This window comes from Mucilaginibacter straminoryzae, from assembly GCF_022953055.1.
GTDB classification, from domain to species: Bacteria; Bacteroidota; Bacteroidia; order Sphingobacteriales; family Sphingobacteriaceae; genus Mucilaginibacter; species Mucilaginibacter straminoryzae.
On record NZ_JALJEJ010000002.1, the window covers coordinates 465,468 to 491,975 of the forward strand.

The window sequence follows — 26,508 nt, forward strand, 5'->3', positions numbered from 1 at the left end:
TATAGCAAAAATTATAAGCCAAGAGCAAGTTCTATCGCTTTCCCGGCATGGATTACAGTAGTATCAAATAGTATCACATCGGTGTCCGCAGGTGTGATCAGCAACCCAATTTCGGTACACCCCAAAATTACCCCCTCTGCACCCCTGGCGACCAGTTCGTTTATTATTTCAAGATATTTGCTGCGCGACTCCGGACTAATGATGCCTTTGGCCAGTTCGGTGTAAATCACCTCATGAACCACCAAGCGTTGCTCATGCTCCGGTATCAGCAGTTCTATCCCATGCGCTTGTATACGGCTCTTCAGGAAATCTTGTTCCATGGTATAGCGGGTACCTAATAAGCCTACTTTTTTAAAACCCTTTTTAGTAATGGCTTCTGCGGTGGCGTCGCCGATATGAACAAGCGGAATACGAACGGCTTGCGCCACCTGATCAGCTACTTTATGCATGGTATTTGCGCAGATCAATACCATGTCTGCACCGGCTTTTTCTAATGATTGCGCTGCTGTAACCATCATCTGGGCAAGTTCATCCCAGTTACCTTCACGCTGTAGGCGGGATATCTCTTCGAAATCAACGGTGTAGAGAACAGACTTGCAGAAATGCAGCCCGCCTAAACGCTGGTTAATTCCGCGGTTAAGAAGTTGATAATAAACAACGGAACTCTCCCATGACATCCCCCCGATCAGGCCTATAGTTTTCATAATAGACCAATTTAAGACATCCGTCTCGATAATACAATGCCCCGAAAGTCTTTTCGCCAGTCTGTTATTCTTTTAAAGCTTTCCGGATGGTGGTATAAGCTTCTTCTGCTCCCTGCCGTTTCAGCACTTTAAATTTTTTACCGGCTTGTTCATTGTAATTTTCGAAGAAGCGCTCTATTTGCGTGATAATCCCTTCGGGTAAATCATCGATGCTTTGATGATCTTTGAAAAGATGTGAAACTTCAGGAATACCCAGGAAGCGGTCGTTGCGAACTGTCTCGCCGTTCTCTTCGGTTTGCTCTGCCATAATACCCCCGATGATACGGCAATCCATACAACAACCGGGGAAACTTTTGATCTCCGAGATCACAATAATATCCAGCGGATCGCCATCCTCGCCCTTGGTACCGGGCATAAAGCCAAAGTCAAACGGGAATACCAACCCAGCGGGCATCACCTTTTTCAGCTTGAAACACTGCATTTCGGGCTCATAATCATACTTATGGCCGCTACCTTTCGGGCTTTCTATAATGGCGGTTATACTATCCATACTCACATTGCTTTACAACTTTTAAGAACATTTATAATACCGCCATGTTTCTGAAATATTAACCAATTAGAAAATGATTTTCAAAAGAGCATTAACTGGCGCTATAAGTGGCACTACTTTAATGACTGCCTTTAGTTATGCTGTCACCAAAGCAACCGGTAAGAATTTCATTGAACCGGTAATCCTTGGCGAATTGCTTCACCGCATTGCGCCGATAAAAAAGCCTGCGTCAAAGATCATTGGTTGGACAGCCCATTATGGCGTAGGCCTGTTCTTCGATCTGTTTTATGAAGAATACCTGCAAATCAGAAGAACCAGCCCCAACCTGATGAATACCGCCTTGTTAGGCAGTATCAGCGGGCTTACAGGCATCGCCGTATGGCATGCTACTTTTAAAGCGCACCCAAACCCGCCTGGGGTAGACTTAAAAAATTTCTATAAACAATTATTCATTGCCCACCTGGTATTTGCCGTGGGGACTGCTCTGATGCGAAAAGCAATAGATAAAAAGAATGATGTGCATAAACCATTCCCGCAACCATTATCTGACAACGCAATTGTTTAAAAATAAAATAAATATGGAGCGCAAAAGTGCAGACCTGCTAACGAACGAAACAGAATGCCCCGTACCAAACGGCATTCTACTCGTAATAGGCGGTGCGGAAGACCGCGGGCAGGACGAGCAAAAATATCAAGGCAATAATGTACACATGGAGGTGCTGCAGACTTTTGTAGACCTGATGGACAAAGAGCAGCCCCGTATAGAATTAATTACCTCTGCCAGTGATGCCGATGTGAACGAAACGTACAAAGAGTACCAGGAAGCTTTTATAAAATGCGGTGCAGGCAATGTCGGTCATATCAACCATAATAAGTTTGAAGAAGTAAATTTTGAAGAACTGGAACAACGCTTACGCGAGGCCGACGGGATTTTTATTGCAGGGGGTGACCAGTTGAAGCTGACGTCTATTTATGGCGGAACTAAACTGCTGATGTTGCTGAAGAACCGATACATCTACGAGAAATTAGTGATAGCCGGAACCAGCGCAGGCGCGATGGCGCTTTCAACGCCGATGATTTACGCAGGAGTAGGACGTGATGAAATGATTGCAGGTAATGTGAAAGTAACTACTGGGCTGGAATTCCTGAAAGATATTTGCATCGATACACACTTTGTACACCGTGGTCGTTTTGTACGCATATCGCAGGTAATTGCCGAGAACCCAACCAGTATCGGCATTGGTATTGAAGAAGATACCGCAATTATTGTCCGTAACGGCACAGATATGGAAGTGATCGGCTGCGGCGTAATCATTGTCATTAACGCCCGGCATAGCTACGGCTCTACCATTGCCGATAACCGGGAAGAACTGCTGACGATCCGCGGTTTAGAAGTAGACATTTTGGCAAAGGGCCAGCATTACCAGTTTGACCAGGTGAACCCGCCCCATCATTAAAAGTTGTGGTATTTAACAGAGTGCTTTTAAAGGAAGCTCTATTTGTTTGAGGCACGAACCAGTTCCCCTTTTTGTGCATCACGAAAGCCGTCGTGTATGCCTCTTGTAAAATCGCCCCAATGCGCTAGCAAAGAATAAAGCAATACAACGAGGATCACGCGCCAGAATATTTTTCGTTTCTCCATTTTTGATAATAACAACCTAATATACCGTTTTCAGTCATCATTTACTAATTCACATCTTTTAAAACTGTAACAAAAACCAAAGGTTTAATAATTATAGTAACAAGTAAAGACATGAAGGATAGCAGCAGTGGTTACTTTGAAGTAGCGCCAGGTGTATATGGCTTAAAGATCATCTTCGTCAATATTTATATGGTTGCCGGTGCAGATGGACAATGGGTGTTGGTCGATGCCGGCATCATGGGGTCAGCAGGGAGGATCAAAAAAATGGCCGAAGAACTTTTTGGCGATGTACCGCCTTCAGCCATTATCTTAACCCACGCCCATTTTGATCACCGCGGGGCTTTGCCAGCGCTATTAAAGACATGGGATGTTCCGGTATATGCACATAACCTGGAATTACCCTACCTCAGAGGCTTGTCTTCCTATCCACCACCAGATCCTACCGTAGGCGGCGGACTGATGAGCCTGCTGTCTGTACTATATCCAAAAAAACCTTTAAACCTGGGCGACCGTGTTCGGGCTTTACCGCAAGATGGCAGCGTGCCCTTTTTAAATGATTGGATCTACATCCCCACACCGGGCCATGCACCGGGACATATATCCTTGTTCCGTGGACGCGACAAGGTATTGATTGCTGGTGATGCCTTCGTCACGACAAAACAAGAATCGGCTTATGATGCGCTTACCTTCAAAAAGGTATTAAGCGGCCCACCGAAATATTTCACGCCGGATTGGATTTCTGCTAACGATTCGGTGATCAGATTACGAGACCTGCATCCACACGTAGCGGCTACAGGCCATGGCGTGCCCATGCAAGGCGAAGAACTTGCCAAAGGCTTAGACCATCTGGTGAATACTTTTAATGAAACAGCTGTACCTGCGCATGGCCGTTATGTGCATGACGCTGCAAAGATGAATAAGCGGGGCGTGCAATATGTACCGCCACAAAAAGTAAACCCCGTAATACTGGCCTCGGCGGCACTGATTACAGGGGTATTAACCTACACGCTTATTCAAAAAATTAAAAAGTAGCGCTTATAGCTGCACCTGCTTGTAGCGCGGTACCAGCAGCTTCATGATGCACCAGGCAATGATATATGATGATGCACAAATAATGAACATAATAAAGTACGCATGCTGCGGATTTTTTGCATATAAATCCGTCAGGTAACCGGCTAGCTTCTGGATCAGCACACCGCCCAGTCCACCGGCCAGGCCACCGATACCGGTAACAGATCCGACAGCCTTTTTAGGGAACATATCAGACACGGTAGAGAAGATATTTGCAGACCAGGCCTGGTGCGCCGCTGCGCCTACACAAATTACTGCAACAGCAAATATTACGGCGTTATCACCGAAGATGCTTTTATCTGCAAAATACTGGGTAGAAAGCACCAGCAACGGGAATACGGCAATAATCAGCATTGCAGTGATACGTGCCCTATAAACTTCCCATCCTTTGTTAATGAAAAACATTGGTATACTTCCGCCAAAAACACTACCGATGATAGCGATACCGTAAACGATAAACGTTGGCAGCATTACCTGCTCGCCCGTCATACCAAACTGCTTTTTCAAATAATCAGGCAGCCAGAACAGCAGGAACCACCAGATCCCGTCCGTCATAAATTTGCCCACGAAGAACGCCCAGGTTTGCGGGAAGGTCAGCAATTTCCACCACGATACCTTTTCGCGCAACGCCACATCTTCAGATGGAGCGACATGCATTACCAGGTCATCGCTATGGATGTAATCGTATTCTTCTTTACTTAACGACTGCATTTTACCCGGCGGGTTGTACAACAGAAACCAGAAAATGAGCCATACAAAACCTACGGCACCGGTAATAATGTAAGCATACTTCCACCCTTGTTGATAGCCAAAATAGGTTAAACACCAAGGCACGAAAAGCGAGGCAATCATGGCGCCGATATTAGAACCACTGTTGAATATCCCTGTAGCCAGGGCACGTTCTTTTTTAGGGAACCATTCGGCAACAGTTTTGATAGAAGCCGGGAAGTTGCCCGCCTCACCAATACCGAATAAACTGCGCACAAACATGTGTACTGCTACGGTACTGCCTGCAAAGGCATTCAGGATACCGAATACAGACCAGGTAATCAGCGAAAGCGCCAAACCCAGTTTTGTACCGATACGGTCTATCAGCAGGCCTGCCAGAACGGTTACCACGGCATAGAAAAAGGTAAAGCACGAGGTAATGTTCGCGTACTCACTGTTGGTCCAACCGAAGCCGCCTTTTTCTACCGGAGTAGAAAAAAACTCTTTCAGGTAACTAATTACCTGGCGGTCCATGTAATTGATGGTAGTTGAAAACAGTAGCAGGGCAGCAACTACCCACCTGTATTTCCCTATAGAAGTTTGTGCCATAATTTAGGTTCCTCGTTCTGCTATCTGGCGGTTTGTACCAGTTGCAGGGCGGTTAAAGTGTCGTTATATAATTGGTCGTATTCTTTATTCTCGAGCACCGATTTACTGATCAGTTTGCTGCCCATCCCAACGGCGCAAACACCTGCATGGAACCAGGTGGTAATATTATCCAGGTTCATTTCTACGCCACCGGTTGGCATAAACAGCTGGCCGGGGAACAGTTCGCGGATGGCCTGCAGGAATGCGGGGCCTAAAATATTTGCCGGGAAGATCTTGATCAGCGCCGCACCATTTTGCTGTGCGGTAAAGATTTCGGTCGGTGTCATACAACCGGGAATCCAAAGCATGTTGTTTTTAGCAGCTATTGCAGCTACCTCTGGGTTAACGATGGGCTGGATCAGGAAATCAGCACCTGCATCAACAAAGTTTTCAGCGTCTTTAGCCGTTTTGATGGTACCGATACCCAACAGCATGTCGGGCATTTCCTCCTGCTGTAATTTTTTAAGCGCTTTGAAATTCTCTAAAGCCGCTTCGCCACGGTTGGTATATTCAATCACCCTTACCCCTGCTTTGTAAAGCGTGCGGGTAACATCAAGGCTTACCTCTTTATCTTTATAAAAAAACAAGGGCAGCATGCCTTGGGTAATAATACAATCTAAAACATCCTGCTTAGTTTTCATACTGAATAGCTTGTTTAATTTCTTCAACGGTACTATGGGTAGCATCGCCTGCAATAAATAATTTTTCAAATGCTGCTGCCGTAGCAAAAGCCAGCGTATCCGATGGGTGAAGGTTATTGTAATAGCCGTAGATTAGCCCGGCCATAAAACAATCGCCGCTGCCTACTTTATCTACCACGGCATCGGTATTGTATTCGAACGAATGATACAAATGTTCGTCAGTGTATAAGGCTGTATAATAGGCGATGTCTTTCCCGCCATCAAAACGGAAGGTATTGGCAACTGCCCTACATTTCGGGTATTGCTTCATGATCTCCTGAGACGACCATTGCGCTGCCTTCAGGTAAATGCTTTTTTGACCCGATTCAGTTACTTCCAAATCCACCGGGATATCCAGCATTTTTTCGGCGGCCCAGATGTTCCCCATAATCAGGTCGCAATATTTAGCCAGTGAAGGCATCACCTCTTTTGGGGATTTACCATATTGCCAAAGCTTTGCCCGATAGTTCAGATCGACAGAGATCAGTATCCCACGTTCTGATGCCGCGGCTAAAGCTTCTTCGCATAGGTCGGCCACGTTTTGCGATAGTGCCGGGCAGATCGCACTGAAATGGAACCATTTTACGCCTTCAAATACTTTGTCCCAATCGATCACACCGGCACCAAGTTCTGCAAATGAAGAACCTGCACGATCATAGATCAGCGCATCGTTCTTCATATCGCGGCCGGTGGTGAGGTAAAAAGTACCGATCCGTTTACCGCCGAAATGCACGGCAGAAGTATCGATATTTTTTTCTTCCAGCAGACTGAGCACCTGATTAGACATCCCGTTATCCGGCAGTGCCGTGAAGTATTTAGACTTAACGCCCCACAAAGCCAGCGCGGTTGCCACATTCAGCTCGGCGCCGCCTAAATAAAACTTTAGCGAATTTTCCTTTAACCAGTTTCCGTCGCCATCGGGGCAGAAACGGATCAGCAATTCGCCAAAAGATAATACTGAACCTCCCGGCTCTACTTGTAATCCCATTGATGTTAACTGATTTATACTCCGCTAAATATAGAAAATCCTCCGTCAACGCAGATCATTGATCCGGTTACAAATTCAGATGCGTCGCTCAATAACCACACAATAGCGCCGATCAATTCATTCGGGTGCCCGAAACGTTTAAATGGTGTTTGTTTGATCACGGCTTCACCACGCGGGGTATAGCCCCCTTCTTTCTTGGTTAATAAATAGCGGTTTTGCTCGGTAAGGAAAAAGCCTGGTGCCAGGGCATTCATGCGGATGGCATCGCCGTAACGGTTAGCCAGTTCCACCGCAAACCACTGGTTATAGCAATCTACCGCAGCCTTGCCCATGTTGTAACCCAACACTTTGGTTACTGCCCGTTTAGAGTTCATGGACGAAATATTCACGATGCTGCCCTTGCCTGTTTTCGCGATAGCTTCACCAAATACCTGAGTAGGCAGTAAAGTTCCCCAAAGATTTAGGTCCAATACCTTTCTCATCCCCTCCAGGTTCATTTTAAAAATATCCTCTTCGGGTTGAAGCACACCTTCTGGCATGTTACCACCGGCAGCATTCACCAAACCATCCAGTCGGCCGTATACTTCCAGTACTTTATCTTTTGCTGCCTTCAGTTGCTCTTCGTTAAGCACATCGGCTACCAACGCCAATGCTTTACCGCCTTTTTGGTTAATCGCTTCGGCTCTTTCCTCGGCTACTTGTTTGTTTCGCCCAAGGATAGCTACGGTGCCACCTGCTTCCACAATGCCATCAACAAAAGCGCCGCCTAAAATACCGGTACCGCCGGTTACAACGATTACTTTACCTTCTAAAGAAAATTTATTTTCCACCTATTTGTAGTTGAATGATTTAAGATTTAATTACCTGATATCTGTAAGCGTCACCGGATCCATATCTGTATAATCCAGGTTTTCACCTGCCATACCCCAAATAAAGCTGTAGCTTGATGTACCAACGCCGGAGTGAATGCTCCATGGCGGCGAAACTACGGCATCGTAATTCTTCATCAGGATGTGGCGTGTTTCATTACCCTCGCCCATAAAATGGAAGATGCGCTGCCCTTCAGGCACATCGAAATAAAAATAAGCTTCCATACGGCGGTCATGCACATGCGAAGGCATGGTATTCCAAACGCTTCCGTTATGCAGAATAGTTAAGCCCATTACCAACTGGCAGCTTTGAATACCTTCTAAGTGGATATACTTATTAATAGTACGCTGATTAGCCGTAGCAACGTCACCCAGGTTAACCTTTACTGCCTCTTCATTAGTCATTAAGGTAGTTGGGTAGGTATGGTGTGCCGGGGCAGAAAGGATATAGAAAACCGGCGAATCGCCACCCTTAGCCGCGAAGCTTACTTCTTTTACGCCCTTGCCCAAGTACAGGCAGTCGAGCTTGTTTAAGCTGTAAACCTGCCCGTCTGCAATAACTTCACCTGCACCTGCCACGTTGATGATGCCCATTTCACGGCGTTCTAAAAAGTATTCGGCACGCAGGTTTGGGTAGTTTTCTAATGATAACTTTTCACCGGTCGGGATAGCTACGCCTACCATCATACGGTCGTAATGGGTATAGGCAAAATTGATCTGCCCTTGCTGCGCCAGTTCGTCCATCAGGAAATTCTCCCTGATCTTTTGGGTTTGGTAACTTTTAAAATCCCCGGGGTGGATGCTATGTATTACTTTTAACACGAGATGTTCTTATTAGGTTAAACTTTATAAATGGGTTAGCAAGTCTACAATTCTCGGCGTTTATAAGAAAGAAAATCGGCCCTTATTTCTACGCAATCGTTATCGGAACACTCAAAAAACAGAGGTTAGCCACGCTACTCAATCGTTTGCGTAAATTGTGCGTGGTATAATTATAATTTAAGCGATATACGTTGTAATATTGAACAATCGGCCTGCCGATAAGATGATAAACCGTAACATTAACTTAGATGAAGACGAAAAAAGTGGGTAAGCTTGCGCTGGGTATAGCATTGGCGTTGTTAACCGCGGGGGTAGTTTTTGCGCAGCCTAACACGGGGAATAATAAAGCGGCGAAAAAGTGGGTGAAGAGCAAAGCCTGGGGCAATGGCATTAAATTGAATGTCTTCGACGAGGTGAACGCAGCTGAATTTCAGAAACAATACATCGCCAACAAAGCCGTATGGGATAAAGCTTTTGAGTTTATCAAAACGCACGATCTAGACACCCTCCATGTCGGCCGCTACCCTATCGACGGCGACAATGCGTACGCAACCATTACCGATTCGCCTACCCGCGAATTCGACCAAACCAAATGGGAATCGCACCAGAAATATATTGACCTGCAGTATGTGATCCGCGGTGCGGAGAAAATTGGTATGGTACCGGTTAATACGGCTACCGTGGTGAAAGAATATGATCCTGCAAAAGACGTGGCCAACTATTCTGCCGATGGCAAGTATTACCTGGCTACCTCCGGAACGTTCTTTTTGTTCTTCCCACAAGATGCACACCGCCCGAATGTAAAAACCGAAGGTGCGGACACTGATAAAAAACTGGTAATTAAAATAAAAGTTGCCCAATAACTGAACAGCTGATGAACGGATTATTTCAGTTTGAAAAAGAATTAGCCTGGGAAGATGCCGGGCCGGGTGTAAAACGGCAGCTTTTCGGTTATGGAGAAACGCTGATGATGATAAAGGTAAAATTTGAAGCCGGGTCTATCGGCGCAAGGCATAGCCACCCGCATGTACAGGCTACCTACATCGAAAGCGGCATTTTTGAAATGACCATCGGCGACGAGGTGCGCACCATCTCAAAAGGTGATGGTTACTTTGTGCCATCGAATATGGAACATGGCATCAGGTGTATCGAGGCCGGGATGCTGATAGATAGCTTCAGCCCGATGCGTGAGGATTTCATCACAACAAAATAAATTTATACGATCAATCATAAGAAATGAGCTTAGAACAAGCATGGCGCTGGTACGGACCAAATGATCCGGTTTCACTTGCCGACGTTAAACAAGCCGGGGCTACCGGCGTGGTAACCGCCTTACACCACATCCCTAATGGGGAAGTGTGGCCGGTTGAGGAAATTTTAAAAAGAAAAGAAACGATTGAGGCTGCTGGCCTGAAATGGTCTGTCGTGGAGAGCGTTCCCGTACATGAAGATATCAAGAAACGTACAGGCAATTGCGACCAATACCTGGAAAATTATCGTCAAACCCTGCTGAACCTGGGGCAGTGCGGCATAGACATTGTTTGTTATAACTTTATGCCCGTGCTGGACTGGACCCGTACGGACCTGGATTATGCCCTGCCAGACGGTTCTACCGCCTTGCGGTTTGATATGCCGGCATTTGCTGCTTTCGACGCTTATATTTTAAGACGCCCGAATGCCGAAGCCGATTACCCGGAGCACCTACTGCAACTGGCAAAAGAATACCTGCAGCAATTGAGCGATGATAGCAAGAAGCTGCTGGTAAAAAATATCATCGCAGGTTTACCCGGTTCTGAAGAGGGATATACCCTTGAGCAGTTTCAACAGGTACTGGACAGCTACAGCGGCATCGGCGCGAAAGAGTTGAAAGAAAACTTAGCTTACTTTCTGCAACAGGTGATCCCGACGGCTGAGCAAGCCGGGGTGTTAATGTGCATCCACCCGGATGACCCACCCTACCCTATTCTTGGCCTGCCGCGCGTGGTAAGTAAAGAGCAGGACATTGTAGACCTTTATAATGCGGTGGACAGCCCGAACAACGGACTGACCTTCTGTACCGGGTCTTTTGGTGTGATTTCCGAAAACGACCTGGCCGGAATGGTGAAAAGATTGGGCGACCGTATCCATTTCATCCACCTGCGCGCTACCAAACGTGATGAATTGGGAAATTTCTATGAAGCCGACCACTTAGACGGCGACGTGGATATGTACGAGGTGATGAAAGCGCTGCTTGAAGAGAAAAAGAAACGTGTAGAAAATGGCCGCAAAGATGTTCGGATGCCTTTCCGCCCCGATCATGGACACAAAATGCTGGACGACCTGCACAAGAAAACCAACCCGGGTTACTCGGCCATTGGCCGCCTGCGCGGACTGGCAGAGCTGCGCGGACTGGAATTAGGCATTAAAAGAGCATTTAACCTGTAACTTTTAATTTAAATTTTGCATATTTGCACCGCAAAAAACATTGCGGGGTTCCATAGCTCAGCTGGATAGAGCAACTGCCTTCTAAGCAGTAGGTCTCAGGTTCGAATCCTGATGGAATCACTTCAGGTACATTAAGTACCTTTAAAAACCCTCTAAAAATCTTATTTAGAGGGTTTTTATTTTAGCAATCCTTATGATCAACTTATCTACTGGTTGCTTAAATTACAACTCTATGCAGGCTGTTCATTGATATGAACCCCCCGAAGCCATTGCTGCTTCGAGGTTCGAAAAAAATAATATTTAGTAGTACCCGGGTCTTTATTTATCCCAGAAAACAGGGGTATCCAAATCATCCGCGCCTATGCTGGCAACAGCCGCTCTGTAATTATCGGCATTTATAGCCGCTTCTGTTTGCGGATAAGTGTACCTGCGTACAAAACTCCCTTTTATTTGCTTACCAGGGTAAGTATTAGGCGCGAGTGTGGGATAGCCGCTTCTCCGGAAATTAGCCCAAGATTCTGCACCGTTACCGAAAGATGTTATCCAATACTGTGTATTGATAAGTTTTAAAGCATTAGCATCAGAATAGGCGTTTAACGGATTGTTCAGGTAAGCATTCTCTGTACTGGCAGGTATTATTGCAGTAGCATCATAAGTGGTAAATTGGTCCATGGCGGCTTTCACACCATTTGCGTAAAACGAGCCTGGTGAACCAGTGATAAAACCCTTATAGGCTGCCTCTGCCAGGAGCAACTGTGTTTGGGCATAGGTTATAAAAAACTGGGGCGCAGTTACTTTACCAAACACGCTGTAGTTCACCTGCGAATACTTAAATCCTGAGCCGCCCCCCCCGCGGAAACCCGGAGCAGAAGGCAGTGTGCCGCTGTCATACCCTACTGGTAGGCCATATTGGTTAGCCGATGTGGTATCCGGAGTAAGCGTCAAAGCCTTGCCCGGATCGGTATAAATTGCAGATATATATTTCAGCCGCGGGTCGCCGGTAGATTTCAGTTGCGTAACAAACGGTTCTGCAAGGTAATAGGTATTGGTTAACTGCTGGATTTGTTGCGTCATCGGATTGGTATACGTGTTGTTATATTTAAGATAACAGTTATCGGCATTGGATTGCATTACACCTCCATTGAATGCTGTTTGTACAATTGTTTTTGCTTTTGCAGGATCAATCTTGGTGTAGCGCATGCCTATTCGTAGCAATAAAGAATAGCCGAGGCGTTTCCATTGAGCAATATTACCCCCGTAAAATACGTCTCCAGTTACTACGTCCTTAGCAGGGTCCAGCGCGGCTGTAGCAGTGGTAATTTCATTCACCAGGTTAGTGTAAATATCCTGCTGCTTATCATATTTTGGCAGATATACCGTGTTAAGGTATGCTTGCCCCGCCTGGCTGTAAGGCACATCGCCATAGGTGTCAACCAGCATCATATAGTTGTAAGCCCGCCAAATTCTGGCTTCGTTATACAGGTTTGGTCTTGATGCGTCGGATTTTGCAGAAGCCAATACCTGCTCCAGCAGTTTTATGCTGTTTGGGTAAGCATTATTCCACCGCAATACGGTATAGGTTTGATTTAAAACATTAAAGTTAAACGCCGACGTAACACCGCCAAAAGGATCTACAAATTGCTGAACCACCGTTGCCTCGGTTTCCATCAGCGAGGCATACGTTAATAACTCTGCATTGGAAAACAAAAATACAGGGTCGAGGCTTGTAGGATTATTGGGGTTAACATTCAACTCTTTGAATCCCTTATCGCAGCCCGCTACGGTATATAAGCAAGCGGCGAATATTATTACTTTGATATACTTTTTCATGATGGTACGTTTTAAAGTTTGACGTTAAGATTGAATCCGTAAGTCCTTGTAGTAGGTAAAGACCCTTGCTCATACCCCGTGAGAATGTCGCCGCTTGATTGTATGGCTTCAGGATCAAGGTTTGCCAGGTATTTTTTGATAATAAGCACATTGTGGCAAACAGCTGAAAGTACCAGGCCTTTAATAAATTTGGTTTTCACCATTTTAGAGAAATCGTAGCTTAAAGAAAGGTTCCTCAATTTGATGAAATCTGATTTATAAATAAAAGGGTCCAGAATACCTTGTGAACGGTAATTAGCATAAAAATCTTCGGCGTTTACAGCTGTTGTGTTTGGCGACCCATCAGCATTTACCGCATTAAACTTCACGCCGCCTTCGCGGCCTACCAACGATTCTTTAGATAAACCTTCCCTCAGGAAATTCAGGTTAGAACTTGATAAAACTTTCCCGCCGAATTTATAATCGATATGAGCCATCAGCGTAAGTTTCTTATAGGTGAATGTGTTAACCCAGCCACCGGTAGTTTTAGGTAACGCACTGCCGAAAAGTTTTGGACTGGTACTTGCTACCGGTTTACCGCCAGAGACGATGATGTTACCACCGGCGTCCCGCTTGTATGTTGCACCCTGGATTTGGTTCAACGGCAAACCCACCTGGTCAACAATCGAACCAAAGAACTCGCCAGTGCCCAAGGTTAATTGATTTTGCCCATTTGCCAGTGCCAGTACCTTAGAGGTATTATAAGCCGTGTTAAAGGCAGAGCGCCAGGTAAAGTTGCTCCTCTTAACCGGCACCAGGTCTAACAGGAACTCCATACCCCTGTTTTGCAGTTTGCCCAGGTTTACTATAGTGCCTGTATATCCCGAAGAATTTGAAATAGCAACGCTCAAGATCTGATTGGTGGTACGCTTATCATACGCTGCCACATCAAGATTAACGCGGCTATCAAACATATGCAGTTCAAGGCCTACTTCTTTTTCCTTTACACTATACGGCTTAATATCGGGGTTAGGAGTAGTAGTATTGTTGATACTGCCTACCGGAACGCCATTAAAAGCATTTTGAGAAATAGAATAGGTAAGCGAGTTGCTGTAAGGGGCAATACCGTTTGCGCTACCCACATTGGCATAAGTAGCCCTCAACTTTCCGAATGAAAGCCACGAGGGCAGTGTTTTAAACATTTCGGAGAAAACAAAGCTGCCGCTTACAGAAGGATAAAAATAATGGTTATGCGTAGGGCTTAAAACCGAAAACCAATCGTTACGTCCGGTTATATTCAAAAACAGGTAAGACTTATAGCCAAACTCAGCAGTGCCATAAAGAGAATTTACAGTTGATTTAGAAAGGCTGTAGCCCGATGTAGTAGTCACGCCATTGCCAAGGGTATAAAAATCCCTTACATAAAAATTTGTTGCACTTACATTATAACCCTGGGAAGAAGATGGGAAAGTATTTCCGCCGACGGTGGCATCAAAAGAAAAATCGCCCCATTTGTGACCTCCGCCAAGCAAGAAGTCGGCGTTTAGCGCGCGGTAAGAATTGTCGTTTGAGGTATAGCTGCCATTGTAAAGACCTGTGGGTGCGGCGCCGACTGCCAACGTGCCTGTAGGTACATTCTGCTCGTAATACGATGTGCTGTATTCCATATTCGCGCGACCCTGTAAATAAAGCCAGTCAAAAAACTGGTAGCGCAACGTGGCGGTGCCCAGAAGGTGGTCACGGGTTTGCCTGGTAAATTGTTTTGCCATGATCCAGTAAGGATTGGTTAGCGTAGTGAACCTTGAAGTAGGCGTTTCGTTGCCATTAGCGTCAACAGCTGCTGCTTTTAATACATCGAGGCTAACCGAGTTAGAATAACGGTATATGTAGTTAGTGACTGAGGTACCCTGAATACCAATTATTGGTGGATTATTATTGTTCTCGTGGTCGTAATTCGCGTAAACCTGTGCAGAAAGCTTAGGCGTAAAATTATGGTTGATCCCAAGGTTGAAAATCTTTTTATGATAATCATTATTGGGGACTATGCCTTGCGCATCCTGGTTTGAATAGGCAAACCTAAAGCTTCCTTTATCGCCGCCGCCTGAAAATGCAATAGTATTGGTCCATGCGTTAGCCAGCCTGAAGAATTTACTGATACGATTTTTTTCGGGGGCGTAGGGCCGTTGTACACCGTCAAACTGATAGGTAGGAGCGTTATCAAATTTTTCACCGAAGCTCCACGCGCCTGAACTTTGCGCCTGTCCTTGGGTTTTAGGCCGTACGTTATTTTCGCCTTGCCCGTATTCGTATTGAAAATCGGTAAAGTCCAATGCCTGGTTTTGGGTGAAGTTTGAAGTAAACTCGATACCAATACCTGAATTTTTGTTACCGCTTTTGGTGGTAATGATAATGGCGCCGTTGCTTGCACGGGAACCATAAAGGGCTGCCGCAGTAGCACCTTTTAATACCGTCATCGATTCAATATCATCTGGGTTGATCTGCTGCATATTATCACCTAAATCCACCGATTGGGTATAACCATTAGCACTCGATGGGCTTTGAGATAAGGGCAAACCGTTTAATACGATCAGCGGTGAGTTTTCGCCCCCGAATGAAGATTGTCCGCGCAGCCTGATTTTTGTACTTCCGCCCGGACCCGCGGCTGGTGGCGTAATATCAAGCCCCGCTACTTTACCTTCCAGGGCGTTTACAAAGTTTGTACTGCGGTTAGTGGTAATCTCGCCCACGCGTACGTTTTCTGCCGCATAACCGAGTTTTTTCGACTCCCGTTTGATACCTAACGCTGTTACCACAATTTCATTAAGAGCGCTTACTTTGGGCTCAAGGGTAACGTTGACAACGCTGCGGCCGCTTAATGATTCTGTTTTAGATACATAACCGATGTAGGTGAATAACAATACCGCGTCTCCGCCGGATACTTGTAAGCGGTAATTACCCTTAGCATCTGTGAGCGTCCCTTTGGTGGTACCCCGTTCGCTTACGCTAACACCTACAAGTGGTGCTCCTTTTTCATCAACAACTTTACCGGTTACCGTTTGGGCATTTGTTTCTTTATTAATATTGATACGGAGATTACCTGTGTTCCCCGCTTTTACATCTGCTGTTAAAATAAGCGTCAATAGCACACTTATAAAAACACACAGGCACATGCTGTATGCGTGAATCTTCTTTTTCATAATTTTAGGTTGGTTAATTGGTGTATATCGTTTTAATCGCCTCACAGATTGGGCTCGTGAGTACAATTACCCTGTATGTTGCCTGGTCGGCAACGATTTGCTTATTTATGTACTTTTCTCTTCATAATTTAACCGGCTTTAGTGTTTTATTAATCTTTTAGTTCATTAGTTTTTAATTTTCGAGCGAGCCGTTTAGTAATAGCACCCCGGCAAGACCTATTACCGAAACGAGGCTCTCCATAACCGTCCAGGATCTTAAGGTTTCTTTTACCGATAGCCCGAAGTATTCTTTGCAGAGCCAGAAGGCAGTATCATTTACATGCGACCCGAAAAGGCTGCCGCCGCCTATTGCCAGTACCAGTAAATTGGAGTTGATTCCCGCGTGATGGGCAATTGGAAATAAAACGCCGGCAGCGGTTACGCCAGCTACGGTGGCAGAACCAAGGCAAACCCGTAAACAAGCAGTAGCCAGCCAGGCAAGTAATAAAGGGGGCATGGCCGAATGAACCAGCATAACGGCAAGCGCGTCATTTAACCGGCTGTCGACAAAAACCTGCTTTAAGGCCCCGGCACTACCTATGATCAACAGGATCATGGCTATTTCTTTTACCGCGTTACCGTAACAACCCATAATTTGCGTCATCGACTTCCCTTTGCTTAACCCCAGTGTATAGGTAGCTATGATGACCGTTAACAGCATGACAGAAACCGGCTCGACTAACCAATGGCTTAAGGCTATTATCCAGGGAGCAGGCCCAAAAAGCATAGGCAACAAATAGGCCAGGCAAATTAGCATGACGGGCAGAAGCGAGGATACTATACTGTTGAGGATCCCGGGTAATTCTTTCTCAGGCAACACCGCAGAGGCTTTGACCATGTTGGAACCACTAGGTCTGATATTTTTGAGCGTGATGGCAAATAATGGCCCCGCTACAAGTATCGCCGGGGTAGCAATAATCAATCCGTAGCCGAAGGTTTTCACTATATCAGCATGAAAAACACTGATCAATGTCATGGGTGATGGGTGTGGCGGTAAGAAACCATGCATCACTGATAAAGCCGTAAGCATAGGCATGCCTACATACAGCAGTGGAAGGCGATAGCTTTGAGTAACAGAGAATATAATAGGTACCAGCAGTATAAAGCCGACGTTGTAATATAAGGGGATACCTACAACACAGCCCGTTAACGCCATAGCATAAGTTACATACCTGGCACCAAACAGGGCATGCATAAAATTAGCTATGCGTTGTGCAGCCCCGCTCTCGGCCACCAGTTTGCCCAACATAGCCCCTAATATGATGATGATAGCAACCGACCCCAGGGTATCCCCGAGCCCCTTGTTTACCGACGTAATTACCCTGGTAAACGGCATCCCGAACAGACAGCCGGCCAACAGCGCAACGATAAGGAAAGCGAGGTATGCATTAACCTTTGCCCAGGATATAAGCATTACCAGCAGCAGTATACATAAGACGAGTACAAGTACCATTATATTCAATCGGCGCTATGTTTTTTAATGAGAATCACGCGTTACTACCGAACCCGAATTTCCTACCAGGAAATCGAGGTCGGCCCCTTTGTCCGCTTGTTGTACATGGCGTTGGTACATCGAAACGTAGCCCCTATCAGTATGATAGGCTGGTTTCTGCCACAGAGACCTCCGTTTTTCCAGTTCAGCATCTTCTACCAGCAGGTCAATTCTTCGCGCGGGCACATCCAGTCTTATCAGGTCCCCGTTGTGCACAAGTGCAAGGTTACCGCCAATAGCAGACTCTGGCGAAACATGCAGAACGACGGTACCATAAGCCGTACCGCTCATGCGACCGTCAGAAACCCTCACCATATCTGTTACCCCTTTATCCAAAAGCTTTTTTGGCAGCACCATATTGCCAACTTCAGGCATACCGGGGTAGCCCACCGGGCCAACACTTTTTAGCACCATCACGCAGGTTTCATCAATGTCCAGCTCAGGGTCATCTACCCTTGCATGGTAATCTTCTATGTTTTCAAAAACTACCGCCCTGCCGGTGTGCTGCATGAGGGCTGGAGTAGCTGCCGAAGGTTTAATAACTGCACCATTTACCGCCAGGTTCCCTTTCAATACGGCGATGCCCGCTTCAGGAATAATGGGGTTTTGGCAGCTTGTTATCACTTCGTTGTTATAGCAAATACCTCCCTTACTTATATTTTCGGCATGTGATTTACCGGTAACCGTAAGCGTGTTCATATCCAGCACCTCTACTAACTCCTTTAAAATCACGGGCAGGCCGCCAGCGTAATAAAAGTCTTCCATCAGGAATTTGCCTGATGGCATCAGGTTAAGTAATAAAGGAATTTTACTACCCAGCCTGTCAAAATCATCAAGGGATAGATCTACCCCTATGCGCCCTGCTATGGCGGTAAGATGTATAATGAAATTGGTTGAACCGCCTATAGCAGCATTTACTTTTATTGCGTTTTCGAAAGCAGAGCGGGTAAGGATTTTTGACATGACAAGCCCTTCCTTAACCATTTCTACAATGCGCCTGCCGGATAGCTGTGCCAGTACCTTTTTACGCGAATCTACTGCCGGGGTAGCAGCTGATCCTGACAAGCACATTCCTAATGATTCTACCATACATGCCATAGTAGAAGCTGTCCCCATGGTCATGCAATGTCCCGCGCTACGCGACATGCAACTTTCTGCTGCCAGGTAGTCTTCTGTAGTAATTTTACCGGTTTTAAGATCATCGGTCAGTTTCCAAACGGATGTGCCCGATCCTATATCGCCCCCTTTGAACTTCCCGTTAAGCATAGGCCCACCAGGAACTACAATCGTAGGTAAGTCAACGCTTGCCGCACCCATCATGGTAGAGGGAGTGGTCTTGTCGCAACCGGTGAGTAGTACCACACCATCAATAGGGTTACCACGAATTGATTCCTCTGCATCCATACTGGCGAGGTTTCTGAAAAGCATCGCCGTGGGTTTAAGCAATGTTTCACCTAATGACATGATGGGAAATTCGACCGGAAAGCCGCCGGCTTCATAAACGCCACGCTTAACGGCTTCGGCCAGGTCGCGAAAATGCGCGTTACAGGGGGTAAGTTCGGACCAGGTGTTGCAAATACCGATAACCGGTCTACCGTCGAAAAGGTCGCCGGGTATACCCTGGTTTTTCATCCAGCTACGGTATAAGAAACCCATCTTACCCGATTTACCAAACCAATCCGAACTTCTGAATTGTGACATTATTCTTTATCCTTTTATTTATTTACTAATGGATGTATTTTCAAACTGCCCATTAATAGAGCGCCAGATACCCAGCGGGTTGCCGTCCTTTAACTCATCAGGCAACAAAGCCTGGGGCATGCCCTGGTAGCATACCGGCCTGGTAAATCTGTATATGGCCCCGGTACCAACAGATGTAGTACGCGCATCTGATGTTGCTGGGTAAGGTCCGCCGTGTACCATAGGCTCCACCACTTCTACTCCAGTCGGATAACCGTTGATGATTAACCGCCCCACTTTAGTTTCCAGGATTTCAAGAAGCGGTTTATACAGTATCAATTCATCTTCGGTGCCATGAACAGTGGCTGTTAAGTGTCCAGACAAACCTTCCGCGAAGTTTATCATTTCGGCCTTTGATCTCGCCGCAACAACAATTGCTGACGGACCGAACAATTCTTCCTCCAGTTGAGGCTGCTCAAGAAATGTATTAAGGTTTGTTTTAAAAAGGGCCGGTACCTGAAGCTGCTCATCTTGTGGCAATTCCCCTTGCGCTAATAATTCCAGGGCTTCATTCGCGTGCCGGCCAGCTACCCCCTTAGCGTAAGCATGAGCTATCGCATCGGTTAACATTACGCCACCCTGAGCAGCATTGATATTATTGATCAAGTTTTCATAAAAACGCTCTTGAGCCCCTGTAGATTCATGTATCAACATACCGGGATTAGTACAGAACTGCCCCACGCCAAGGGTTAAAGCATTGGTGTAAGCGGCGGCTATAGCTTCGTACCGTTCTGCCATGGCTTGCGGTAATAGAAATACCGGGTTGCTGCTACCCATTTCGGCAAAAACGGGTATCGGTTCTGGACGGGCCGCGGCGGCATTGAATATCAGTCTGCCAACGCGGTTTGAACCGGTGAAAGCGATTGCTTTAATTCCTACACTATTGGTGAGCGCTATGCCCACTTCTGCCTTATCACCTTGCAACAATGAAAAATATGCCGCCGGCATGCCAGTTGCGTAAGCTGCCGCAAGTATTGCCCTGGTTACGATTTCGCTGGTAGCCGGATGCCCGGGATGCGCCTTGAATATAACCGGGCAGCCTGCAGCTATTGCACTCACTGTGTCGCCGCCGGCAGCTGAAAAAGCAAGCGGAAAGTTGCTCGCGCCAAATACCGCAATCGGGCCGACCGGCCTTTGCATTGACCTGATATCAGGCCGTGGCGCTGGTTTCCGATCCGGATCGCCGGTATCTATCTTCGCCTCTACCCAATTGCCGTCTCGAACTAGCTTAGCAAACAATCGTGCCTGATTAACAGTACGCAGCAGTTCACCTTCTATCCGTGCGGTAGGAAGCGCCGTTTCCAGGCAAGCCATTTCAACTATCTGTGGCCCCGCCTTTTCTAATTCTGAAGCAATTGCCTCTAAAAACAAGGCTTTTTCCAGGCCGCTTTTTCTCCGGGTTACCTCAAAGGCCTGTTGCGCCACCGTTACTGCCATGTCTATGTCGGCTTTGGAGGCATTAAAAAAACGAGTGTCCAGCCTGTTGCCTTTTACACGTTCCACCGCATAAAAGAATTCAGTGCCGGTTGTCGCGCTTACTCCATTAATTATTTGCTTACCATCAACATTCATCCTTATTACTCCCCTACTACATTTGAAAGCCGACCAATACTGCCGATACTGATATTAACCACGTCTCCATATTGAAGTGTAAAAGAATCTGGAGGGACGATGCCGGTTCCGGTCATCAGATATACACCCTGTGGGAACGACAATTCCATCAAAAGATATTCTGCCAGTTCCGCATGTGTACGCTTCATCCGGCTGATCAGCACTTCATCAGCAAATACCTGTTCGCTGCCTCTCAATATTTCGATCTGAATTTTGGTATCTGGATCAATAGGTTTAGCAGGGACGAATAGGCACGGTCCTATGGATGCAGCTCCGTCATAGGATTTGGCTTGAGGCAGATAAAGCGGGTTTTCACCCTCAATATCTCTCGACGACATATCATTGCCGATCATATATCCTTCGATAGTACCGGCGCTACAGATAAACAATACCAGTTCGGGCTCGGGAACGTTCCATTTGGAGTCTTTGCGAATGCGCACGGTACCGCCCGGACCAATTGCGCGGTACCCGGCCGATTTAAAAAAGAGTTCCGGGCGCTTTGCATTATATACCCTGGAATAGAAATCACCGCCTCCTGCATCTTTCGCTTCCTCCATCCGCGCGTCCATGCTCCGAAGGTAGGTTACTCCCGACGCCCATATCTCCTGCCCGGCAATAGGCGCGTCTATATTTTCAAGGCTGGCAGGCTGTGCTATACCGGCGGGCAAATTCATGATATCTTGCAGCACCTGCTGATGAAGCCCCTGGCGGTTTATAAAGCTATCCCAGCACCACTCCGCAGAAGTGTAAAGTTTCTCCAGGTATTGGACAATAACTTTTCCGTTTGATTTAAAAATATGCATAGCTGTTTTTATTATGCCGGGTTTGCCCGGCTAGTAACACAGTCAAAAAAAAGAATGTAATTATTTGGTTACAATTGGTTGCTTTACAAAGAATGTTAATTGAAGTGGCTTTGTCTTCTAAAAAACCACAGCGATGAATTTTACACATCTTGCTGCGGTAACTTATCTCCGGATAGTTTAATAACTATCTCTATATCAATTTTTTGAATTATTCCTTTACTGTTTTTTTATGCCAGTAAGACGCTAACAAAGAGCCGGTAATATTCATCAACGTGGAAAAGATTACCGGTGCAAGGCCAAGGGTTGCTATTTTACCCAGACCTTTTGCCAGGCCCGCTGCCATGCCCCCGTTCTGCATACCTACCTCAATTGCTATGGTGCGGCAGTCGCGCTCTTCCATCCTTAAAAATTTGGCTGACCAAAAGCCAAGCAGGTAGCCGCCGATGTTGTGAACCAATACCATCACGGCAAGCAGCGGCCCAACTTTGAGTAAGCTGTCGCGACCTGCAGCCGTTATAATGATGATGATCCCGACGATACCCGCCATCGATACTAAGGGCATCAACTTTTTTAACCCGTTAGCGCGTCCTTTGCCCATAAATGAAAAAAGCAGCCCCAGGGCAATGGGGATCATTACCATTTTAAAGATATCTCCAACCATTTGCCATGGGTTTACTTTGATTAATGGCCCGGCAAGTAAATTCATCAAAAATGGCGTGACCAGGGGCGAAAGCAGCGTGGAAATGCTGGTAATTGTAACAGATAAGGCGAGATTCGCCTTGGCCAGGTAGGAAACTACATTATATGCCATACCATTGGGGCAGCAACCAATCAGAATAATACCTGCTGCTACCTCCGTGGGCATCGCCGCGAACTTTACGCCCAGGCTGGCGATGCTAAAGCCAAGCAAGGGCATGATGATGAAATGGCTTGATACGCCTATTAATAAGCCCTTTGGCGCATGGAATACCCCCAGAAAGTCCTGGTAGTGCATAGATGTACCCATACCAAACATAATTAGCTGGATTAGCGGTACAATCAGCGTGGCATACTTAAAACTGTTGTAGCTAAGAAATAGACCCGGATAATAAAGAGCCATAGTTGCAGCAAAAAAAATCACGATGGTGTAAGCAAAGCTCCTGGTTTTTTCAAAGCCCCTGCAACCAATAGCCAGCAGCAAGAAGAAGGCAAGCACATATGGGCCGGCATAAACCGCTCCCCTGCAAACGATGGTTAACAATACGGCGACTAATGCCGCCGCAGAAAGCATCATAGCTATTTTATAAAAGGTACGCATACTCCAGGCCATCAGGCAAAGAAAGGCACACCGGGCGTAGCGTATTTTTTCAAGCCCTCTTCATTTATTTCTACGCCTATCCCGGGCTTATCAGACACTACCAGGAAACCTTTTTCAATAAAAGGCTTATCATAAGTGACTATCTCCTTCCATTTCGGTTCTGTATCGCTAAGTGTTTGCCACTCCAGAATGTGAAAATTGGGAACCGATGCGCAAACATGGGCGGTGGCCATGGCGCCAAGGAATGAGCCTACCATGTGGGGTGAAAAAGGCACATAGTATAAATTGGCCAGGTTGGCGATGCGCTGCCCTTCGCCCAGGCCACCACACTTCTGCAAATCCGGCATTACAATATCTATCCCGGCTTCAGAGAGCAACCTGGTATAACCATAGGCCAGATAAAAGTTTTCACCGGCGCAAATAGGCGTGGTTGTTTCCTGTGTTATCGTTTTATAAACATCAATATTATCCGCCGGTATAGGCTCCTCTAACCACATCAAGTTCAGAGGCTCCATCATTTTGGCTACCCTGCGGCCTGTAGTGGCATCGTAGCGCCCATGCATATCTACGCAGATATCTATATTGGGGCCTACCTCTTTCCTTACCGCAGCAATGGCGTTATACATCCTGTCCAATTCGGCATTACTTGCCGTCCAATTGTAACGGTCAAACTTATTGGGATCCCAGGCATCATCGATATCAAATTTTACGGCGGTGTAGCCGCGGTCTACAGCGCCTCGTGCAGCCTTTGCATAATCCGCCGGAACGGGATGCGTGGCCGTGTATAACTCGGTATCACAATATACCCGGCATTTGTCCCGGTATTTGCCACCCAGCAGTTGGTAAACCGGTAAACCTAACGCCTTGCCGGTGAGGTCCCAAAGCGCGGCCTCAATAGCGGTAAGTACGGCAACAAACATACCTGACTGTGCTCCGCCAAAAAAGTTTGCCTTACGGATCTCTTCGGCTATTCTGTTAGGATTAAGCGGGCTGCGTCCCTTTAGAAAAAACTCCAGCCGTTTTACCAAATAATAGGTACCCACTATTGCGTCAACACCCTCACCAGAGCCCCATATTCCCTGGTTGGTGTATATTTTCACAAATAGCCCGCCCCCGGCGTAGGCACATTTTACTTCAGTTATTTTCAGGTCTGAGGGAGCCGATGCTTGCGGGGTACGCTCTTTGGCATCTATTAAACCTTGACCAAATGTTTTGCTTAGCGGCGCGGCGAGTGCAACTGCACCGGCTAACGAAGCTTTAGTTAGAAAGCTACGCCTGTTTTGTTTGTTTGACATAAATTTGATTACTAAGGGTAGGTTATTTTACCAGGTACGGTTTTTAAGAATCTCTTTTATTTGTTCTTTGGGCACGGGCAGTTCGTTAATATGGTCGTTAAGCCATTTAGAAAAATCTTTTTCTATGTCATCGCTCCATCGCGCATCTATTTGCCCGGCTGTGTATTTTCCTTCCTTGAGGCGCAGGTGCCCAAACATATCCCTTAGCCTTACAATCTCAGAAGTGGTCACCACTTTCTCGGCCAAATGGGGTGGTATAAATATTACTATACCATTTTCGCCAAGCACAACGTCGCCCGGCATTACGGTAACCTGTTTAATCCGGGTTGGCTGATTTATACCAACAATCATGGTATTAAGGTCGCCCGGCGGGTTGTGATATGATGGATCATAGCTTTCAACAAACGATGTGAAGCCCCCGATCTCTTTTAAGCCGCGTATGTCTCTAACAGCACCATTGTATACAATACCATTACCGGTTTTTGCGTATATGGCATTTCCTACGTTATCACCAATGGTAGGCCCGTTCTTGTGCGCACCAAACTGGTCAGCCACGTACACATCTCCTTTTATCAAAAGATCTACCGGCCAGGTGTTCTGCCCTTTTTTTCCCCTGGCCTTACCACGGTCATCAATAGCTTTCCATACATCTGGCCTGGCAGGCATAAACGTTGCCGTTACTGCCCGCCCTACCAATACACTGTCGGGGTTTATCACCATCCAGTTATCTGCTATCTGGTAACCGTAACCCGCATTTTTCAATACCGCCCACGCTTCTTCTATACTAACCTTTTTCATTCTCGTCAGGATACCATCGGGTACCTTTGGACGCCCGTCTGCAAAACGCTCGCCTTTCCACTCAGGGGTTAAAAAGATTAGTTCGTCTTTAGTGATTTGCTGGGCAAATGCTACTTGAATACCTAAGCAGCAATGCAATAAGACAACACCTAAAATGCAGACAAGGAAACGCCATTTTTTCATAATAAAGTTTAATGTGCACGCTGAATGCGGGGGACCCGCAGTTAACAGCAGGCCGGTTTAGTTTTTGGAATTGGTTTATAATTAAACAAATAATGCCATTATAAAACCCGGAAGATACCATTAAAAAACAGCGATGATTTTTATACAAATGTTGGTATGATAATGCGTAAACTTGTTGGTTAGGGAACCGGGTTGGGCACCTAAATACTTGCAAGGTTTTGTAATAGCCGCAGCAGCATACCAATTATTATCCTGAATGAATCAACTGATACTTCAGCAAGGCTTATCCAAGGAGCTTGCGGACTTCCCGCATATACTTGAATTTGTCCATAAAAAAAATAATACCATCCAACTCAACTCGTTTAGCAGCAATGTTTGCGATTGTATTTGCCTGTATTATATACTGGAGGGAAAGTTTACCTGGATCATTGATTCTATGGAACACACCTTGTATCCCGGTGATTTTGCTATAGTGTTACCACGACAATGCATCGGCGGCCAAAGCGGTATTATGAACATCGGGGCGCTATTTTGGATCAAAATATCTATCGAAGATCATAGCAAACTGTTACTGGGCAAATGGAGCGGCTTAACCAAAAAAGAAAAAATATCGGTCAACCAGATATTGATGCTTAATAAAGAACAGCCCGTTTTAAAATTAAAAGAAGCGCATACCCTGATGCAAAACCTGCAAACGGAGCTGCTAAACGAAGAAGTGGGCTTTTATACACGTATTAACCAATTGCTCGATGAGCTTTTTGTGTTGATCAGCCGTCAGTTCATCAGACAGAATAACTCCAGGCGGGATTTCCCGCAAAACTTCCTGAAACTGGAACAAACTTTAAGACAAAACCTTGCCCATCAATGGACGGTTGAAGAAATGGCCACACTGATAGGTATGGGCACTACGGCTTTTACCGAAAAGGTAAAAAATTATTCAGGCTTCTCGCCGCTGAACTATCTGATCATGATCAGAATAGCCGAAGCCACCAAATTGCTCAAGAAAAACCAGGTGAACGTAACCGAGATAGCGCTGAATACCGGTTTTTATTCTTCACAGCACTTTTCTACAACATTTAAGAAATTAACCGGCTATACACCGACAGAATTCAGGAAAAACAACACAACAGATCAATAA

Annotated in this window: 23 protein-coding genes and 1 tRNA gene; 8 read left to right on the forward strand and 16 right to left on the reverse strand. The window is 46.1% G+C overall.

Annotation, left to right across the window (positions count from 1 at the left end):
- Window positions 1-11: 11 nt before the first annotated feature.
- Together MUY27_RS05615 and MUY27_RS05620 are read right to left on the reverse strand one after the other, a co-directional pair.
- Complete coding sequence (locus MUY27_RS05615) at window positions 12-704, reverse strand: aspartate/glutamate racemase family protein (protein WP_245129005.1); 693 nt, start codon at window positions 702-704, stop codon at window positions 12-14.
- A 64-nt stretch (window positions 705-768) separates the two neighbouring features.
- Window positions 769-1,254 (reverse strand): inorganic diphosphatase, encoded by a 486-nt coding sequence (locus MUY27_RS05620; RefSeq protein ID WP_245129006.1) that lies wholly within the window; start codon window positions 1,252-1,254, stop codon window positions 769-771.
- Between the two features lie 73 nt (window positions 1,255-1,327).
- On the opposite strand from MUY27_RS05620, the gene MUY27_RS05625 reads away from it, so the two are divergent.
- The 3 genes from MUY27_RS05625 (at window position 1,328) to MUY27_RS05635 (ending at window position 3,928) form a co-directional block, all read left to right on the forward strand.
- Window positions 1,328-1,819 (forward strand): hypothetical protein, encoded by a 492-nt coding sequence (locus tag MUY27_RS05625; RefSeq protein WP_245129007.1) that lies wholly within the window; start codon window positions 1,328-1,330, stop codon window positions 1,817-1,819.
- 13 nt (window positions 1,820-1,832) lie between these two features.
- Complete coding sequence (locus MUY27_RS05630; RefSeq protein WP_245129008.1) at window positions 1,833-2,711, forward strand: cyanophycinase; 879 nt, start codon at window positions 1,833-1,835, stop codon at window positions 2,709-2,711.
- A gap of 296 nt (window positions 2,712-3,007) precedes the next feature.
- The gene (locus tag MUY27_RS05635) at window positions 3,008-3,928 is read left to right on the forward strand and encodes an MBL fold metallo-hydrolase (RefSeq protein WP_245129009.1); all 921 of its coding nucleotides are present in this window, start codon (window positions 3,008-3,010) and stop codon (window positions 3,926-3,928) included.
- A 3-nt stretch (window positions 3,929-3,931) separates the two neighbouring features.
- On the opposite strand, the gene MUY27_RS05640 is transcribed toward MUY27_RS05635, so the two are convergent.
- Genes MUY27_RS05640 through kduI form a run of 5 tightly spaced genes read right to left on the reverse strand, consistent with a single transcriptional unit; the run spans window position 3,932 to window position 8,682 of the window.
- The gene (locus MUY27_RS05640) at window positions 3,932-5,284 is read right to left on the reverse strand and encodes an MFS transporter (protein WP_245129010.1); all 1,353 of its coding nucleotides are present in this window, start codon (window positions 5,282-5,284) and stop codon (window positions 3,932-3,934) included.
- A 20-nt stretch (window positions 5,285-5,304) separates the two neighbouring features.
- Window positions 5,305-5,964 (reverse strand): bifunctional 4-hydroxy-2-oxoglutarate aldolase/2-dehydro-3-deoxy-phosphogluconate aldolase, encoded by a 660-nt coding sequence (locus MUY27_RS05645; protein WP_245129011.1) that lies wholly within the window; start codon window positions 5,962-5,964, stop codon window positions 5,305-5,307.
- Window positions 5,954-6,991: a sugar kinase gene (locus MUY27_RS05650; protein WP_245129012.1), complete on the reverse strand. Its 1,038-nt coding sequence runs from the start codon at window positions 6,989-6,991 to the stop codon at window positions 5,954-5,956. Before MUY27_RS05650 ends, MUY27_RS05645 begins: the two co-directional genes overlap by 11 nt.
- Before the next feature lie 14 nt (window positions 6,992-7,005).
- Window positions 7,006-7,821: an SDR family oxidoreductase gene (locus tag MUY27_RS05655; protein ID WP_245129013.1), complete on the reverse strand. Its 816-nt coding sequence runs from the start codon at window positions 7,819-7,821 to the stop codon at window positions 7,006-7,008.
- A gap of 30 nt (window positions 7,822-7,851) precedes the next feature.
- Entirely contained in the window at window positions 7,852-8,682 is an 831-nt protein-coding gene (gene kduI, locus MUY27_RS05660) for a 5-dehydro-4-deoxy-D-glucuronate isomerase (protein WP_245129014.1), read from the reverse strand.
- 248 nt (window positions 8,683-8,930) lie between these two features.
- Between kduI and MUY27_RS05665 the strand changes: the two genes are divergently transcribed.
- The 4 genes from MUY27_RS05665 (at window position 8,931) to MUY27_RS05680 (ending at window position 11,226) form a co-directional block, all read left to right on the forward strand.
- On the forward strand, window positions 8,931-9,545 hold the full coding sequence (locus MUY27_RS05665; RefSeq protein WP_245129015.1) for a NanQ anomerase/TabA/YiaL family protein: 615 nt from the start codon (window positions 8,931-8,933) through the stop codon (window positions 9,543-9,545).
- 11 nt (window positions 9,546-9,556) lie between these two features.
- On the forward strand, window positions 9,557-9,895 hold the full coding sequence (locus MUY27_RS05670; RefSeq protein WP_338042650.1) for a cupin domain-containing protein: 339 nt from the start codon (window positions 9,557-9,559) through the stop codon (window positions 9,893-9,895).
- Window positions 9,896-9,918: 23 nt separating this feature from the next.
- Window positions 9,919-11,106 (forward strand): mannonate dehydratase, encoded by a 1,188-nt coding sequence (gene uxuA / locus MUY27_RS05675; protein WP_245129016.1) that lies wholly within the window; start codon window positions 9,919-9,921, stop codon window positions 11,104-11,106.
- A gap of 46 nt (window positions 11,107-11,152) precedes the next feature.
- Window positions 11,153-11,226: transfer RNA gene (locus MUY27_RS05680), tRNA-Arg, on the forward strand.
- A 198-nt stretch (window positions 11,227-11,424) separates the two neighbouring features.
- Here the strand turns inward: MUY27_RS05680 and MUY27_RS05685 are convergent.
- From MUY27_RS05685 to MUY27_RS05725, 9 genes are all read right to left on the reverse strand, one after another.
- Window positions 11,425-12,936, reverse strand: coding sequence for a SusD/RagB family nutrient-binding outer membrane lipoprotein (locus MUY27_RS05685; protein WP_245129017.1), 1,512 nt, complete (start codon window positions 12,934-12,936; stop codon window positions 11,425-11,427).
- Between the two features lie 11 nt (window positions 12,937-12,947).
- On the reverse strand, window positions 12,948-16,112 hold the full coding sequence (locus tag MUY27_RS05690) for a SusC/RagA family TonB-linked outer membrane protein (protein ID WP_245129018.1): 3,165 nt from the start codon (window positions 16,110-16,112) through the stop codon (window positions 12,948-12,950).
- Window positions 16,113-16,284: 172 nt separating this feature from the next.
- Complete coding sequence (locus MUY27_RS05695) at window positions 16,285-17,604, reverse strand: gluconate:H+ symporter (protein WP_245129019.1); 1,320 nt, start codon at window positions 17,602-17,604, stop codon at window positions 16,285-16,287.
- 24 nt (window positions 17,605-17,628) lie between these two features.
- Complete coding sequence (locus MUY27_RS05700) at window positions 17,629-19,344, reverse strand: IlvD/Edd family dehydratase (protein WP_245129020.1); 1,716 nt, start codon at window positions 19,342-19,344, stop codon at window positions 17,629-17,631.
- 18 nt (window positions 19,345-19,362) lie between these two features.
- On the reverse strand, window positions 19,363-20,955 hold the full coding sequence (locus tag MUY27_RS05705; protein WP_245129021.1) for an aldehyde dehydrogenase (NADP(+)): 1,593 nt from the start codon (window positions 20,953-20,955) through the stop codon (window positions 19,363-19,365).
- Window positions 20,956-20,960: 5 nt separating this feature from the next.
- Window positions 20,961-21,797 (reverse strand): fumarylacetoacetate hydrolase family protein, encoded by an 837-nt coding sequence (locus MUY27_RS05710; protein ID WP_245129022.1) that lies wholly within the window; start codon window positions 21,795-21,797, stop codon window positions 20,961-20,963.
- Between the two features lie 208 nt (window positions 21,798-22,005).
- Window positions 22,006-23,106, reverse strand: coding sequence for a bile acid:sodium symporter family protein (locus tag MUY27_RS05715; protein WP_245129023.1), 1,101 nt, complete (start codon window positions 23,104-23,106; stop codon window positions 22,006-22,008).
- Entirely contained in the window at window positions 23,106-24,389 is a 1,284-nt protein-coding gene (locus MUY27_RS05720; protein ID WP_245129024.1) for a mandelate racemase/muconate lactonizing enzyme family protein, read from the reverse strand. Before MUY27_RS05720 ends, MUY27_RS05715 begins: the two co-directional genes overlap by 1 nt.
- A gap of 27 nt (window positions 24,390-24,416) precedes the next feature.
- A complete protein-coding gene (locus tag MUY27_RS05725; RefSeq protein ID WP_245129025.1) occupies window positions 24,417-25,370 on the reverse strand; it encodes an RraA family protein in 954 nt (317 codons plus the stop codon).
- A gap of 256 nt (window positions 25,371-25,626) precedes the next feature.
- On the opposite strand from MUY27_RS05725, the gene MUY27_RS05730 reads away from it, so the two are divergent.
- Window positions 25,627-26,508, forward strand: a complete 882-nt coding sequence (locus MUY27_RS05730) for a helix-turn-helix domain-containing protein (protein WP_245129026.1) — start codon at window positions 25,627-25,629, stop codon at window positions 26,506-26,508.

Coding starts and splice junctions, on each gene's coding strand:
- MUY27_RS05645 (WP_245129011.1), bottom strand. CDS start 5,964: ATGAAAACTAAGCAGGATGTTTTAGATTGTATTATTACCCAAGGCATG.
- MUY27_RS05710 (WP_245129022.1), bottom strand. CDS start 21,797: ATGCATATTTTTAAATCAAACGGAAAAGTTATTGTCCAATACCTGGAG.
- MUY27_RS05650 (WP_245129012.1), bottom strand. CDS start 6,991: ATGGGATTACAAGTAGAGCCGGGAGGTTCAGTATTATCTTTTGGCGAA.
- MUY27_RS05635 (WP_245129009.1), top strand. CDS start 3,008: ATGAAGGATAGCAGCAGTGGTTACTTTGAAGTAGCGCCAGGTGTATAT.
- MUY27_RS05730 (WP_245129026.1), top strand. CDS start 25,627: ATGAATCAACTGATACTTCAGCAAGGCTTATCCAAGGAGCTTGCGGAC.
- MUY27_RS05615 (WP_245129005.1), bottom strand. CDS start 704: ATGAAAACTATAGGCCTGATCGGGGGGATGTCATGGGAGAGTTCCGTT.
- uxuA (WP_245129016.1), top strand. CDS start 9,919: ATGAGCTTAGAACAAGCATGGCGCTGGTACGGACCAAATGATCCGGTT.
- MUY27_RS05670 (WP_338042650.1), top strand. CDS start 9,557: ATGAACGGATTATTTCAGTTTGAAAAAGAATTAGCCTGGGAAGATGCC.
- MUY27_RS05700 (WP_245129020.1), bottom strand. CDS start 19,344: ATGTCACAATTCAGAAGTTCGGATTGGTTTGGTAAATCGGGTAAGATG.
- MUY27_RS05725 (WP_245129025.1), bottom strand. CDS start 25,370: ATGAAAAAATGGCGTTTCCTTGTCTGCATTTTAGGTGTTGTCTTATTG.
- MUY27_RS05685 (WP_245129017.1), bottom strand. CDS start 12,936: ATGAAAAAGTATATCAAAGTAATAATATTCGCCGCTTGCTTATATACC.
- MUY27_RS05690 (WP_245129018.1), bottom strand. CDS start 16,112: ATGAAAAAGAAGATTCACGCATACAGCATGTGCCTGTGTGTTTTTATA.
- MUY27_RS05705 (WP_245129021.1), bottom strand. CDS start 20,955: ATGAATGTTGATGGTAAGCAAATAATTAATGGAGTAAGCGCGACAACC.
- MUY27_RS05620 (WP_245129006.1), bottom strand. CDS start 1,254: ATGGATAGTATAACCGCCATTATAGAAAGCCCGAAAGGTAGCGGCCAT.
- MUY27_RS05720 (WP_245129024.1), bottom strand. CDS start 24,389: ATGTCAAACAAACAAAACAGGCGTAGCTTTCTAACTAAAGCTTCGTTA.
- MUY27_RS05665 (WP_245129015.1), top strand. CDS start 8,931: ATGAAGACGAAAAAAGTGGGTAAGCTTGCGCTGGGTATAGCATTGGCG.
- MUY27_RS05640 (WP_245129010.1), bottom strand. CDS start 5,284: ATGGCACAAACTTCTATAGGGAAATACAGGTGGGTAGTTGCTGCCCTG.
- MUY27_RS05630 (WP_245129008.1), top strand. CDS start 1,833: ATGGAGCGCAAAAGTGCAGACCTGCTAACGAACGAAACAGAATGCCCC.
- MUY27_RS05715 (WP_245129023.1), bottom strand. CDS start 23,106: ATGGCCTGGAGTATGCGTACCTTTTATAAAATAGCTATGATGCTTTCT.
- MUY27_RS05625 (WP_245129007.1), top strand. CDS start 1,328: ATGATTTTCAAAAGAGCATTAACTGGCGCTATAAGTGGCACTACTTTA.
- MUY27_RS05695 (WP_245129019.1), bottom strand. CDS start 17,604: ATGGTACTTGTACTCGTCTTATGTATACTGCTGCTGGTAATGCTTATA.